The organism is Aquimarina spinulae (genome assembly GCF_943373825.1).
Taxonomy (GTDB): Bacteria; Bacteroidota; Bacteroidia; order Flavobacteriales; family Flavobacteriaceae; genus Aquimarina; species Aquimarina spinulae.
This window is the reverse complement of sequence record NZ_CALSBP010000001.1, coordinates 1,192,947-1,206,560: the sequence shown is the minus strand read 5'-3', so window position 1 is coordinate 1,206,560 and position 13,614 is coordinate 1,192,947. Positions and strand designations below refer to the sequence as shown.

11 protein-coding genes are annotated in these 13,614 nt (G+C 29.4%); 3 read left to right on the top strand and 8 right to left on the bottom strand.

Translation table 11 applies throughout. The features are described from left to right. The first annotated feature begins 4 nt into the window (after nt 1-4). A complete protein-coding gene (locus NNH57_RS05220; RefSeq protein ID WP_074408350.1) occupies nt 5-919 on the top strand; it encodes a glutaminase in 915 nt (304 codons plus the stop codon). Between the two features lie 125 nt (nt 920-1,044). On the opposite strand, the gene NNH57_RS05215 is transcribed toward NNH57_RS05220, so the two are convergent. The 7 genes from NNH57_RS05215 to NNH57_RS05185 are packed head-to-tail and all read right to left on the bottom strand — an operon-like array spanning nt 1,045 to nt 9,088. Further along, a complete protein-coding gene (locus NNH57_RS05215) occupies nt 1,045-3,270 on the bottom strand; it encodes a tetratricopeptide repeat protein (protein WP_108808392.1) in 2,226 nt (741 codons plus the stop codon). Beyond that, entirely contained in the window at nt 3,267-4,406 is a 1,140-nt protein-coding gene (gene rffA, locus NNH57_RS05210) for a dTDP-4-amino-4,6-dideoxygalactose transaminase (RefSeq protein ID WP_074408352.1), read from the bottom strand. Before rffA ends, NNH57_RS05215 begins: the two co-directional genes overlap by 4 nt. A 21-nt stretch (nt 4,407-4,427) precedes the next feature. Next, on the bottom strand, nt 4,428-6,176 hold the full coding sequence (locus NNH57_RS05205; RefSeq protein WP_074408353.1) for an HTTM domain-containing protein: 1,749 nt from the start codon (nt 6,174-6,176) through the stop codon (nt 4,428-4,430). A 28-nt stretch (nt 6,177-6,204) separates the two neighbouring features. Then, entirely contained in the window at nt 6,205-6,864 is a 660-nt protein-coding gene (locus NNH57_RS05200) for an acetyltransferase (protein WP_074408354.1), read from the bottom strand. 7 nt (nt 6,865-6,871) lie between these two features. Then, a complete protein-coding gene (locus tag NNH57_RS05195; protein ID WP_074408355.1) occupies nt 6,872-7,486 on the bottom strand; it encodes a methyltransferase domain-containing protein in 615 nt (204 codons plus the stop codon). After that, entirely contained in the window at nt 7,467-8,396 is a 930-nt protein-coding gene (locus tag NNH57_RS05190; protein ID WP_108808390.1) for a glycosyltransferase family 2 protein, read from the bottom strand. Before NNH57_RS05190 ends, NNH57_RS05195 begins: the two co-directional genes overlap by 20 nt. Beyond that, complete coding sequence (locus NNH57_RS05185) at nt 8,393-9,088, bottom strand: WbqC family protein (RefSeq protein WP_074408357.1); 696 nt, start codon at nt 9,086-9,088, stop codon at nt 8,393-8,395. The genes NNH57_RS05190 and NNH57_RS05185 overlap by 4 nt, the downstream gene beginning before the upstream one ends. 465 nt (nt 9,089-9,553) lie before the next feature. Here NNH57_RS05185 and NNH57_RS05180 point away from each other — a divergent pair, with 465 nt between their 5' ends. Further along, the gene (locus NNH57_RS05180) at nt 9,554-11,521 is read left to right on the top strand and encodes a tetratricopeptide repeat protein (RefSeq protein ID WP_108808389.1); all 1,968 of its coding nucleotides are present in this window, start codon (nt 9,554-9,556) and stop codon (nt 11,519-11,521) included. Nucleotides 11,522-11,544: 23 nt separating this feature from the next. Then, complete coding sequence (locus NNH57_RS05175; RefSeq protein ID WP_074408359.1) at nt 11,545-12,645, top strand: glycosyltransferase family 2 protein; 1,101 nt, start codon at nt 11,545-11,547, stop codon at nt 12,643-12,645. A 2-nt stretch (nt 12,646-12,647) separates the two neighbouring features. On the opposite strand, the gene NNH57_RS05170 is transcribed toward NNH57_RS05175, so the two are convergent. Continuing rightward, on the bottom strand, nt 12,648-13,589 hold the full coding sequence (locus NNH57_RS05170; protein ID WP_255412065.1) for a lysylphosphatidylglycerol synthase transmembrane domain-containing protein: 942 nt from the start codon (nt 13,587-13,589) through the stop codon (nt 12,648-12,650). Nucleotides 13,590-13,614 lie beyond the last annotated feature (25 nt).

Genomic DNA, 13,614 nt, shown 5'->3' with positions numbered 1-13,614 from the left:
TACTGTGGATTATCAACAAATACTTAACGAGATAAAATCAGAACTCCCGTCGATACACTATACCGGAAAAGTAGCTTCATATATTCCTGAATTAGCTAAAATTGAGCCTGAAAAATTTGGGATACATCTGTATTGTATTAATTCTGGTCATTATAATTTTGGAGACCATAATGACCGGTTTTCTATTCAAAGTATCTCGAAAGTATTTGCTTTAACTATGGCAATGTCATTATTAGATGATGAATTATTTAAACGTGTAGATGTAGAACCTTCTGGAGATCCTTTTAACTCTTTGGTACAATTAGAATATGAGAATGGAATTCCCAGGAACCCATTTATAAATGCGGGTGCCTTAGTAATCTGTGATGTTTTAATATCTCAATTAAAAAACCCTAAAAAAGATTTTCTCGATTTCATACATAAAATCACTGGCTGTACAGACATTGATATCAACCCAAAAGTTTTTCTATCCGAAAAAACATATAGTTACCGTAATGCAGCAGTATTAAATCTAATGAAATCTTTTGGCAATATTAAAAATGATATTGAAACCGTCCTTGATTTCTATATCTACCAATGTTCTATAGAAATGTCTTGTAAAGAACTATCAACTGCATTTATGATATACGCCAACGGCGGAAAACGATTATTTGATAATGAACAAATATTATCACCTAGAAAGGTGAAACGTATTAATGCAATAATGCAAACCTGTGGTTTTTATGATGAAGCTGGTGAGTTTAGTTATAGAGTAGGTTTACCCGGAAAAAGTGGTGTTGGTGGAGGAATTGTAGCAGTGCACCCAGGGCAATATGCTGTTGCTGTATGGAGCCCCCCTTTGAACCCCAAAGGAAACTCAGAACTGGGGATGCTTGCTTTAGAACGATTAACAACATTAACCGGATTGTCTATTTTTTAATATTATAATTTTCTAATGGTAAGATCCGCTAAAGTAAATTTTAAATAATACAAAACCCCAGATAAAAAATGCAGTATAAAAAGACTCCATAAAAAAACGTTTTTTTTCTTCTAATCTTTAAAAAACTATGGGTTTAATTTACTTTTTGCCCAGTTCAAATTATTTTTTACCAATTGATGATTAGGATCTATTTCTAAGGCTTTATTACAGGCCTCAATTGCTTTTTCATAACCACCTAAGGCAATATATGATGAACATATGTTATTATATGCTACTACACTATTTGGTTCTAATTCTAGTAATTCCATGCTAACCTCTATACATTTATCAAAATATCCTAATTTGTAATAATTATAGCTTAGGCTAAGATATTCTCTTAGGGTTAGTTTTTTGTTTTTTCTTCTGTCAACACCTTTAAGAGATACGCTAAGGTTATTTTTGGTCAAAGATGTTTCAGGTTGAATTGATAACGATTTTTCACAAGCTATTTTAGCTTCATGATACATTAATAAATTATTATAAGCAGAGCATAAATTATTATATGCAATGCTATTATTGGGATCTAATGATACTGCTTTTTTTGAAGCTTCAATACTTTTAAAAAAATCTTTCTTCTTATAATATAATAAACTTAACCCTATATACCCGTTTACCGAAGGAGTTTTAGATACTCTTTGCTCTGTTTCTAATAGATGTTTATCTATTTCATATTTATTTTTTATAATAAAACAAATCGGCGCACCATCCACTTTTATTTCATGTACAGTATTTTCTGGAGACCAATTTGCACTTTTTATATCTTTTTTATACTTCCCTTCGGCCAACATAACAATAGAATAGTCCCAATCTGGAGAATCTCGTCTTGTTAATACATATTCTAAATTTGGGCTTTTATCGAGATGATATGTTACTTTAGTTTGGCTTCCATAATACATTCGTATCCTAGGAGGATTGTCCTTATCTCCAACATTTTTTTCCAACCAATCTAAAGCTGGTTTAATAGCAACACCATAATAGTCTATCTCATAATTTCCATACGCTCCTCCTACACCTCCAATAATCGGACTAAAATATAGTGCTTGCATTGGGTGATATTGTATCATAAAACGCAATGGTTGTAATAGTAATAAGAAAAGAATCGCATAGATTCCTAGTTTTATACTTTTTATTTTCATCAATTGAATTAACCTACCCCATGAAAATGCGCTTAGTACAACGATGGGTAGTACTGAAAACATAAATTGTCTTGAGCCATCATGGCTATTGGGTTTACCAAAAATAACCAGTAACATAGGAAACACTGTAGTAAATAACACTATGGATACATAAAGCATATTCTTATTAGTATTCTTATAATAAAGTAAGGGTATTAGAAAAAAACCAATAAATACATGTAGTGGCATTGTAATAATAAACAAGTTTTTAATTGCATAATACCAGGGCACATTAAAACTACTCTGCCAATTCCCCTCAAATATCTGTAAGTTTTCAAAACCTCTAAACTCACTAGTTTTAAATAACATTTCAACGGGAACTTTTATAGGATTAGTATGTGCATATGGCCAAAAGATACTTACAGCCAAATACGCAAGTATACATACCCCGATAGTTTTACCTGCTAATAACAAGGTATCTTTTAATACAATTTTTTTGAAATTTGATTGATAATTTTCAAGCAACCACCATAATAAAACTGCTAATAAAACATATCCAATAGCAATTAGACCAATTATTCTAATATTAATAAGAATAGAAATATTAAGGATTAAGAAAAAAGCTCTTTTAAGGGATATTCTAGGAAGCTCTTTTAGTAGTTTAACAATATGAAACAGAGAAAACATATAAAATGTAGCTGCAGGAATGTCCTTTGGATTATTCATAGAATATCCAAACATTACAGGAGTTAACACTACAAATATTAATGTAAACAATCCAACTTTCCACCCTCCTAGCTCTTTTCCTAATAAGCCACAAAACAAAAAGAGTAAAAAACCAAAAATAGAATTTATAAAATTTTTAAATTCATATACTCCTACAAAGCTAAAAAATTGATGTAAGAAATTAGATGATAAATCAAAAAAGCCTCCGAAACCATTCATCCCATGATGTTCACTATCAATATCTTTATTTACATCATAATAATTTCCTTGATCATCAATTGGGCTTAAAGCTGCAGTTTCATCTATCCCTTTAAAATAATTAAGAACTCGAACTCCATGATCTTGATGAATTCTAGTATCCTCTAAAGGTCCATAATTTTGACTTAAAAAAGCCATTGTATAGCCTATTAAAACTGCAACTAGAATAAATACGTTACGATAAATGTTTTTTGGAACAACATTCAATTTCATAGGATTTGTTTTTTTGAAAAAAAACTTTTAATCAAATTAATAATTCTGCTTTGATCTTCCATATGTAAATCATAAAACAATGGTAATCTTAATAATTGATTTGCAAAAGTATCACAATTCTTAAGTTCTATATTTGTGTATTTTTCGATATAGAATGGGCTTTTATGAAGTGATACATAATGAAAAACAGAAAAAACATCATTATCTTTTAAAAACGAAATTAATCGACCTCTTTCTTCTACATCTTTACAAACTAAATAAAATAAGTGGCCATTTGAAGTTGCATAATCAGGAATTTCAGGTAATTTTAATAAACCTTCATCCTCAAGTTGTTTTAAGCCATCATAATAATTATTCCATAAAGCCTTTCGTCTGGTTTGAATCTTTTGTAGGTTCTCTAATTGTGCAAACAAAAAAGCTGCCGTGACATCTGAAGGCAAAAAAGAAGAGCCTACATCTACCCAAGAGTATTTATCTACTTCTCCTCTAAAAAAAGCAGAGCGATTAGTCCCCTTTTCCCATATAATCTCTGCTCTCTTATCGAAGCGTTCATCATTAATAACCAACATCCCTCCTTCTCCCGAAATTATATTTTTGGTTTCATGAAAAGAAAATGTAGCCAAATGACCAATACTACCCAAAGGTTGATCTTTATAATATGAATCTATTGCTTGCGCTGCATCTTCTATTACAAATAAATTATTTTCATTTGCAAAGTCCATAATTAAATCCATATCACAAGCGACTCCTGCATAATGAACAACTACAATAGCTTTCGTTTTAGGAGTAATTAGCTTTTTTAAAGAATTGGCATCAATATTTGGATTATTAGTATAACTATCTGCAAAAACAATTTTGGCGCCACGTAAAACAAAAGCGTTAGCAGTAGACACAAATGTATAGGAAGGCATAATTACCTCATCACCAGGTTTGACATCAATCAAAATTGCAGCCATCTCTAAAGCATCAGTACAAGAAGAGGTTAGCAAACAATTCCTAAAACCAACCGTTTTTTTAAAGAAATTATGACATTTTTGAGTGTAATATCCATTACCTGAGATTTTACCTCGATTTACTGCATCCTTGATATAATACAATTCATCACCAGTCATGTAAGGTTTGTTAAAAGGTATCATAGCATCTTGTCTAATTATTAATTATTTAGCATTAGAGTTCCAAAAAAGCTGAGGTATTTTATTTTCCCATATTAAGGTACCCGCTTTTTCCCAAGGAGAATCTATATTTTTATGCAATAAATCTCTTTCCCACTTAAAAGATACTTTAATTCTTTTTTTTACAATTTCAAACTCTTGCTTTTGCGCCAAATCAATAGCATTACGATGTGCCCAAAAGGAAGAATAATCTGTAAAACCTTTTTTCAAAGAATATGCATTCTCTTTAATATTAGGTGCATTTACAACCCACATCCAATTTACATATGTACCTCCTTTTAAATAATCTCCTGGCATACCTTTTTCATCTAAAATAGGTAAAAATTCATCTTTATATTTCAAACCATATACTTGATGATATCCTTTAAAATGATTATCCATAAATACTGGATGTTTACATATTCCAAAATATTTTACTAAAGATTTATCTACAAAATGCGTAGCAGTACTAGAACCAAAAAAACTATAATGTACTTGTACTTGCGAAATAATTGATAAGAAGAAAAATGACACCAGTATACCATTTCTTATTCTATTTCTGTTATAACCACGTGAATTGTCATCTTCATTAAATTTTAATAATTCTATTTTATTAATAATAGAATTTGAATTCGTGTTAAAAGTATTTTCATGTAAATTTATTTTATCAAAAAGTAATATAGGGAAACACATAGGAGAAACTTTTACAATTTTCTTAAGTAAATTTTTCCCTGTATAGCTTACATTATCAACATCTATCCCGTGTATTTTTTCTTCTTTTATTTTTACAGATTCGTTTGTTGATTCCTTACCGTAAACATGACTAATAAATTTTATACGATTAAAAATATCTAAGCTTTGAATTATCATTTTTAATTTATGAGAGCTCAAATTAGAAGCGTCATAATAAATGACAAGGCTTTCTTTTTTAGAAGCTAATTTATTCCAAATTCGATCCCACCACGAAACCGGAACCATCAGAAAATAAATAGAAAGGCAGCCAAAAGCAAAATAAGGTATTGGATATTCTATATATATTCCTAAATGAAGTCCAAGACCAATAATCAAGAATGGTATTCTAAATTTTTTATTCCAAAAAATGAAAATAAATATAAACTCAAATACTATTGTCAAGTGAGATAGAAACTTGATTAAGAATTCCTGATTAAGTATCCATTGAGCATCGGCAATAGAAACATGAGGAAGTGAAGATGGTAACCACATCCCTAATCCCCCAAGCCACATTGGAGATTGCATCTTATAGAAAATAACAGAATCAAGGTAAACTATTCCAAGTCCCATAAAAACGGGTAGTAAATAATTGATTTTTGACACTTTGGAAGGAACGTATACTAAACCTTGATTTAAATATTTTAATTTCTTAAGTATTATATCGATGGATAAAAATCTACTTATAGGTAAAAATATAAGTAGGAAATTGATTCCTATATACACGTAAAACATATGATAAGAATAATTAGTCATACTAGAAATAAATATCAGCGTAAACAAATAATTAATGATTGTTACTGTTCTTGTATATAACCCAATAATCATAAAAACAAGAACTGTCATCCATAACAACATTAACAACTTAGTATCAGGAAAATGAACATCGAGATATGGCAATCTATCGAAATAAAGCTGACGATGATTAAATATTTCGATGATTTCAAACAAAAAATTAAGACAGTATGCTATTCTAAAAATAGCCAAACCTTTTGCAGAAATTTTTTTAGTAAATATAGCAGCCATACTGCACAATTTTAATTATTAAAATGGTTTATATTTGAGTTTCTATACTATCAACACGTAATAAATCTGTTCCCTTGGTAGAATATACACCATTTTTTACAGTATTCTTTTTAATCACTGCTCCACACCCAATAATACAATGTTCTTCAATTGTAACATGATCCCTTATTGTAGCATTAATCCCTATAAAACAATTATTCTTAATTGTTATTTTTCCTGAAACAGCAACAGACGGCGCCAAAAAACAATGATCTCCAATTGTAGAATGGTGGGCGACTACAGTTCCTGACCACAAAACAGTATTAACACCTATTTTGGCACCAGGTTCTATTACACAACCATCAAAAATAAAACTATTTTCTCCTACCATTTTTGGATCCCAAATATTTGCTCTTGGACTAATGTATGTAACAAAATCATAGCCTAAATCTTTTGCTTCAAGATATAAACGTTCTCTCACCGTATTTACTTTATTTGGCCCGATTGCAATTAACAATTCATGTGTTTGAGCTGGAAAAAAATTGGTTATCTCTTCAAAATCAACAACGGGTAGATCACAAAATTTATTTACAGTTTTAAATTTTTTCTCTACAGAAAAGGCAATAACTTTATTATAATTATCTCTTTTTAAATATTGATATGCCATTTCGGCATAATCACCAGTTCCAACAATAACAATAGACTTCATATAACGATTATTTATGTATCACAAGCGTTAGTTCATAAAGATCATAAGAATGGTCAATGATAAAATTTCTCGTCATTTTTTTAACAATAAAAGAGGTTAACTTACCTAAATCTGGATAATACAATCGATCATATTCATAATCTACATGAGGTGTCATTAGATTTAAAATAACTTTCTTATTACTAATCTTAAACATATTTTCGATTGATTCAAAAACATAAATTTCCCAATCGTTTGTTTTTGAATCTAGTTTTGCATTATACGTACCAGAAGCTATAACGTAATCAAAATTTTCGGAAACGTTTTCAACATTTATTAGTTTAGCTTTATCATTACCATAGATACTATTAACCTGATCAATCATATCAGGAACTATATCGATTCCTTTATATATAAAATCAAGTTCTTTTTTTTTACAATACCCCAAATATCCTCCACCGCCACATCCTACATCAAGAACAGAGGGCTTATCAAAAAAATCTATGTATCTATTAATTATTTCAAATCTCAAGTCCTGAGTCTCTTCATTTTTCCAATCCATTCCTTTAGCTCCAAATCCATGCTCTTCTACCTGTTTTTGATAATAGTCAACTATTTTCTTCTTATTTGGTATTGGCTTCATCATAAATTTTTTTAATAATGGTTAACGGTCGTTGTTTAGTCTCTTCAAAAATTTTAGACAAATAAATTCCTAATATACCAACACTCAAAATAATTAAACCACTCAAAAACCAAATAGATAAGATGAGAGATGTCCAACCATCTAAGTAATCCTTATAAAATAAATTGGATATTAAATAATACATGGTAAATACAAAGGATGAAAAACTAATAATTAAACCTAAATAAAAGACATAAATCAACAAATTTTTAGTCGAAGAAGTAATCGCATTAACTAGCAATGCAAGTTTCCTTCTGGTACTGTAGGTTGATGTTCCTTTTCCAAGTTTTTTGACTTCAACAGGCAACTGGGTATACCCAACTAATGCAAAAACGCCTCCAAGAAATAACTCTCTCTCAGAAAAATCCTTTAAAGCTTCTACATACTGTTTATTCATTAATCTAGCCATTAAAATATTTTCCTCAATAGGAACATCTGCTAGATTATTGAATATTTTATAAAATATCTTTCCTGTTATTCGTTCTACAAACCCACCTTTCCTGGTTTTTTGTACTCCAAATACCACATCAACATTTTGCTCACTCATTTTTTTATAAAAAATAGTAAGTAGCTCTGGTTCTTCTTCTAAATCAGAATCTAGCAAAAACATATAATCACCAGTGGCATATCTCAATCCCGTCATTACAGCCTTATGATGCCCAAAATTTCTAGACAATTCTATCAATTTCACTTTATCATCAGAATTTCTTATCGCTAATACTTCTTGATTCGAATTATCCGGGGATCCATCATTTACAAAAATTATTTCATAATTATCTGTAATTTCAAGAACAACCTTCAGAGTACGATCATAAAACTCTTTAACAAAGCGTTCTGACTTATATAATGTTGTAACAATAGATAATTTCATACTTTAAAACTTTTAAGAAATTCTCTCGATTGATCACCTTCATTAAAAATTAAATCCAAAACACTTACCCCATGTTCAAAAGGAGGATGCATTTGTTGGTATTCTTTATACCCAGAATAATCTATCCACTCGATTTCTATATCATTATTTTCAAAAGCTTCTTTATCAATATATTCTTTGGCTGCCGGGCCCGAAACATAAATAAATCCATCCAATTTTTTACAAGCTTGAATTAATCTTTCATTTTTATCTCCATCAAGGTTAAGATCCCGACTATTAACAAACTTGGTTTTTATTTGAAGAATGTCGCAAATTTCATGGATAAATTTCTTGTTGATTTCACTGAGTAATAAAGTATCTGTTTCTAAATATAACTTTTCAAATCGCTCTCTATATTTCTTAAAAAAAGGAGCTTTTCCATATACCGCCTGTAAAGTTTTCCAATGCTTTACATTCCATTTGGGTAAAAAAACTTTAGTTTCATCTACTCTCTGATCAAGATGATTTTGTTTAACAGGAATAGTAATCCATTCTAACCCCTTATTAGTTTTTAAAATATTTCGATTCCGCCAATCATTTTTTGTGTATTGAACTTCATCATATAACACAAATATGTCAACCATATTGATCATGTCAAAATATCCTTTCCAAGGAATATAATTTGATTGAGATATTGCTATTTTTTTTTTCAAATATTATATAATTTAAATGCGGCACACTTATAATCATCTTAAAGACAATATTTAAATCATTGATTTACAAAAATTTACAACTTAAACATATCTTTCAAAACCAATGATCTTTAGTGGTTCTTACTAACACAATCAACTTCTTTTTTTAGTAGTTTACCAAAGTCAAAACGAGTTATTCGTTATTTAACGCCCAAATATAGTACTATTAATTTTCTATCACCACAATCAAAAATGTAGATTACAAAAATAAGAGCATCACCCTTCTTTAACACATTAATAACAAAACATTTACATTTCTCTAATTTTTAAGTTTTTGAAAAAATTATTCCTTCAATAACAAAAACAATATAAAACTATTATATTTAGTCATAATTCTTTAATTTATACTAACATTAACTAATTTCTAAATTAAGATTATAAGTACCAAAATAATTGCACCCTAATCTTATATAATTCAACAGGTATATGTTTAAAAATTTTACTTCAAAAAGCTTTGAGTTTAAATCTTTAGTCATCATACTATTTATTACTCTATTGGTATATCTAAATCATTTTGACAATCCGTTTTTTTTTGATGATTATCATACCATTACCGAAAATGAATCTATACGAAGCTTAGACAATTGGACGAGTTTTTTCTCAAATGCCGATACGTTTAGCTCTCTTCCTGCCAATAGATCATATAGACCTGTAATTACATTGATGAATGCAATTGATTATGCATTCGCAAATGGATTAAACTCTAAATATTATCATTACCATATCTTTTTTTGGTTTTTGGTTCTGATCGTTTTATTATTTCATTTAACTAAACATATTTACAAAAAATCCCTGGGAAAATATCAATGGATTACAGTTACAGCACTTTTTTCTACCGCTTGGTTTGCACTTCATACCGCTAATGCAGAAACTATTAATTATATATGTGCTCGTTCTGATTCTTTTTCCTCATTATGTGTAGTTGCCGCCGTACTTTTATACATTTACCCTTTCGGAAAAAAATGGCATTTATATTTAATTCCTGTAATTATTGGTGTATGGACAAAACAAACCGGAGTTATGGTTTTTCCTATACTATTGGTCTATATTATACTTTTTGAAAATCATTCACTAATTACTGATTTCAAAACAGATACTAAACAGAAAATAAATCAAGTATTAAAAAAAATTGCTCCAACTGCAATTATCACCACTTTCTTTTTTGTTTTCAATCAATATTATTTAACTCCTGAGTCAACAGATTCTACTAATTATGTAGTGACAAGGTTTGAATATATTAGCACCCAATGTTATGTAATCATACACTATCTTGGTAATTTTATTCTTCCAATTAACCTTAGTGCAGATCCAGATATTACGATTATAAAACCTTGGTATAATTTTAAAATACTTTTAGGGATATTGATCATTTTTGGTATGCTTTTTTTAATGGTAAAAACTGCTTTTAAAAAAGAACTGAGACCCATTTCTTTTGGTATTGCCTGGTTTTTTATTGCCTTATTACCAACTTCTTTAAATCCACTATTTCAGACAGCAAATGACCATCGTATGTTCTTCCCTTTTATCGGTCTCTTTATTGCTGTACCATGGGGAATATTGATTACTCTAAAAAAATATAATATACTCGAAAAGGATAAAAATTATACTATCGGTACTGCTGCTTTATTATTAATACTTCTTATCGGTCATGGATATGGCACATTTCAAAGGAGTGAAATATGGAATTCTGAAGAATCATTATGGTTAGATGTTACAAAGAAAAGTCCAAAAAATGGAAGAGGACAAATGAATTATGGTCTGACTCAAATGGAAAAAGGTAAATTTGATGTCGCATTAGAATATTTTAACAAAGCAGACAAATTAATCCCTAAATATTATATTCTGTATATCAATTTAGGCGTTGCATACGGAGCAAAAAAAGAACATTCTACAGCAGAACATTATTTTAAATCTGCAATACAGCTAAATAATAGCTCTCCAGCTCCAGAATTTTATTATGCACGATATCTTTCGGAACAAAAAAAATACAATGAAGCCGAGGTATATTTAAAAAAAGCATTAGTTAAAAGCCCAAATCATATTCTATCTAAGGAATTATTAAAACACATCTCAAATAAAGTTGTAACCTCAGAAGAAGAGATAAAACCCTTATTAGAAAAAATAAAAACAAATCCCGATATTGAATCTTATATCAATCTAAGCCTCATATACTATAAAGACAAAAAATATGAATTAGTAATTTCAACTTGCAACGAATTATTAAAAATAGATCCTAATAATGCTCTTGCCTATAACAATATATGTTCTGCTCATAATCAAATGGGGCAATGGAAACTTGGAGCAGAAGCTTGTAAAAAAGCATTAGAAATTAATCCTGATTATCAATTAGCAAAGAACAACTTAAAGTGGGCAACAGATAACATTAACAATTAATCAAAAAATAAAAACAATAAATAATGCTTAATAACAAAACAATAGGTGTAGTAATTCCTTGTTACAATGAAGCTACTCAAATAACAATGGTTCTTGACAGTATGCCAGACTTTGTTGATCGTATTATCATTGTGGATGATGTATCCAAAGACCAAACAGTAGAGGTTGTTATTAAATATTTAAAAAATAATACTTCAGCTTTAAAACTAACCTCTAATCTTCAAAAAGAAATAGTTCCGACCATATATAATAGAGCTGATATTGAGGTACATCAAAAAAACATAGAAGAATTAAAAAAGTTTCCCCCTATTGAAATTTTAAATAAAAATCCTGACGAAGAAAAAATTATAATTATTAAACATTTAAAAAATGGAGGAGTTGGAGCAGCTGTTGCCACAGGATATAAATGGTGCAAAGATCATGATATCGATTGCGCTGTAGTAATGAATGGTGATGGGCAAATGGATCCAAACGAACTTGAATCTATCTGTAACCCGGTTGTAAATGAAGGAATCGATTATGTAAAAGGAAATCGATTGATTCACAAAAGTGCCTGGGTGATTATTCCAAGAGTTCGCTTTTTAGGAAATTCAGTACTAAGTATCCTAACCAAAGTTGTTTCAGGATATTGGGGAATATCTGATACTCAAAGTGGATATACAGCTATGTCAAATCACGCTTTAAACTCAATTCCATTATATAACATTTATAAAAGATATGGAATGCCTAATGATGTATTAGTAAAACTCAATATTGCCTTCTGTACAATTCGTGAAGTAAAAATAAAACCTGTTTATGGTGTTGGCGAACAATCAAAATTAAATGTTATTAAAGTTTCTTTTCCTATATTATTCTTATTAATTCGCTGCTTCTTTATGCGATTGCATACCAAATATTTGATTAGAAGTTTCCATCCACTATTTTTATTGTATTGGATTTCATTTATTATTGGAATAATCAATATGTATTTCCTATATCATTTACTAGCAAACTTTTTCATCCCAGATTCTAAAACTCCAACCGATTATCTTATAATTTTCATTTTCTTAACCATTTCAGGGTTTCAATCTTTACTATTTGCTATGTGGATGGATATACAGGATAATGAAAGGTTATCTCAATAAACCTACTTTAATTCTCTTAATTGACTTAATTGAATAGGCGAAAGGTAAAACCAAATGGCTCCGGGAATAAAAGATAAAAGCTGTAATAAAAATATTATAAGAGATAGTGCGATAGCATCTTGAGAAGGAAGACCATATAACTGAAAAATTACGACTAGCGAAGTTTCACGTACTCCTATTCCTAAAACAGTAATTGGAAGTAATGTTAGCAACCCTAAAATAAAGACTCCTAAAAACAAACCTAAATGATTAATAGGTATACCCATACTCCATGCTATATAATTAAAAACACCATATATCAATATCATACTTAGACAGGTAATTCCTATAGCAAGTAAGAATCCCTTAATACCAAGAGTATGAGAATTAAAAGCTTCCCACCATGGCAAAATATATTTTTTAATTTTCTTTCGAAATATAAAAAGGACAAAAAACAGTAATAACGACACTATACCTATTAGTAGCACAGACGAATAATTATCAGGGGATTTTAAAACATTAAAATTAATTTGATAATAAAAAAGAGCTATTAAACTAAAAAAAAATAAGCAAATCAAATCAAAAATGCGATCCATAATAAGACTAGTCCATCCAACCTTCTGATTAGGTAACTGATCCTTAATATAAAACAACCTACCAAAGTCGCCTAATTTTCCAGGAGTGATATTAGCAAGAAAAAGACCTATAAAAAAAATCTTAAGTGCCTGGTAGCTATGTAATGGTATTCCAAAAGAATTGGAAATGATTTTCCATCTAACACTTTTCAGATAAAAAGCAATCCAAAAAACAACTATTGCTATGAACAAATGAGCAATCGAAACTTTTTGTATAGATACTAAAGTCTCTTCCCACCCTACCTTATATATCAAAAGGCAAAACAGAATTACACCCAAAAACTTTATCCAAAAACTAAACTTCTTCAAAATAATATATCCATATGGCACAAAATAGTAATATAGAATCTTTCTA

Excerpts from the sequence above, each read along its gene's own strand:
- NNH57_RS05175 (WP_074408359.1), top strand. The coding sequence starts at position 11,545 with ATGCTTAATAACAAAACAATAGGTGTAGTAATTCCTTGTTACAATGAA.
- NNH57_RS05215 (WP_108808392.1), bottom strand. The coding sequence starts at position 3,270 with ATGAAATTGAATGTTGTTCCAAAAAACATTTATCGTAACGTATTTATT.
- NNH57_RS05180 (WP_108808389.1), top strand. The coding sequence starts at position 9,554 with ATGTTTAAAAATTTTACTTCAAAAAGCTTTGAGTTTAAATCTTTAGTC.
- rffA (WP_074408352.1), bottom strand. The coding sequence starts at position 4,406 with ATGATACCTTTTAACAAACCTTACATGACTGGTGATGAATTGTATTAT.
- NNH57_RS05195 (WP_074408355.1), bottom strand. The coding sequence starts at position 7,486 with ATGAAGCCAATACCAAATAAGAAGAAAATAGTTGACTATTATCAAAAA.
- NNH57_RS05190 (WP_108808390.1), bottom strand. The coding sequence starts at position 8,396 with ATGAAATTATCTATTGTTACAACATTATATAAGTCAGAACGCTTTGTT.
- NNH57_RS05200 (WP_074408354.1), bottom strand. The coding sequence starts at position 6,864 with ATGAAGTCTATTGTTATTGTTGGAACTGGTGATTATGCCGAAATGGCA.
- NNH57_RS05205 (WP_074408353.1), bottom strand. The coding sequence starts at position 6,176 with ATGGCTGCTATATTTACTAAAAAAATTTCTGCAAAAGGTTTGGCTATT.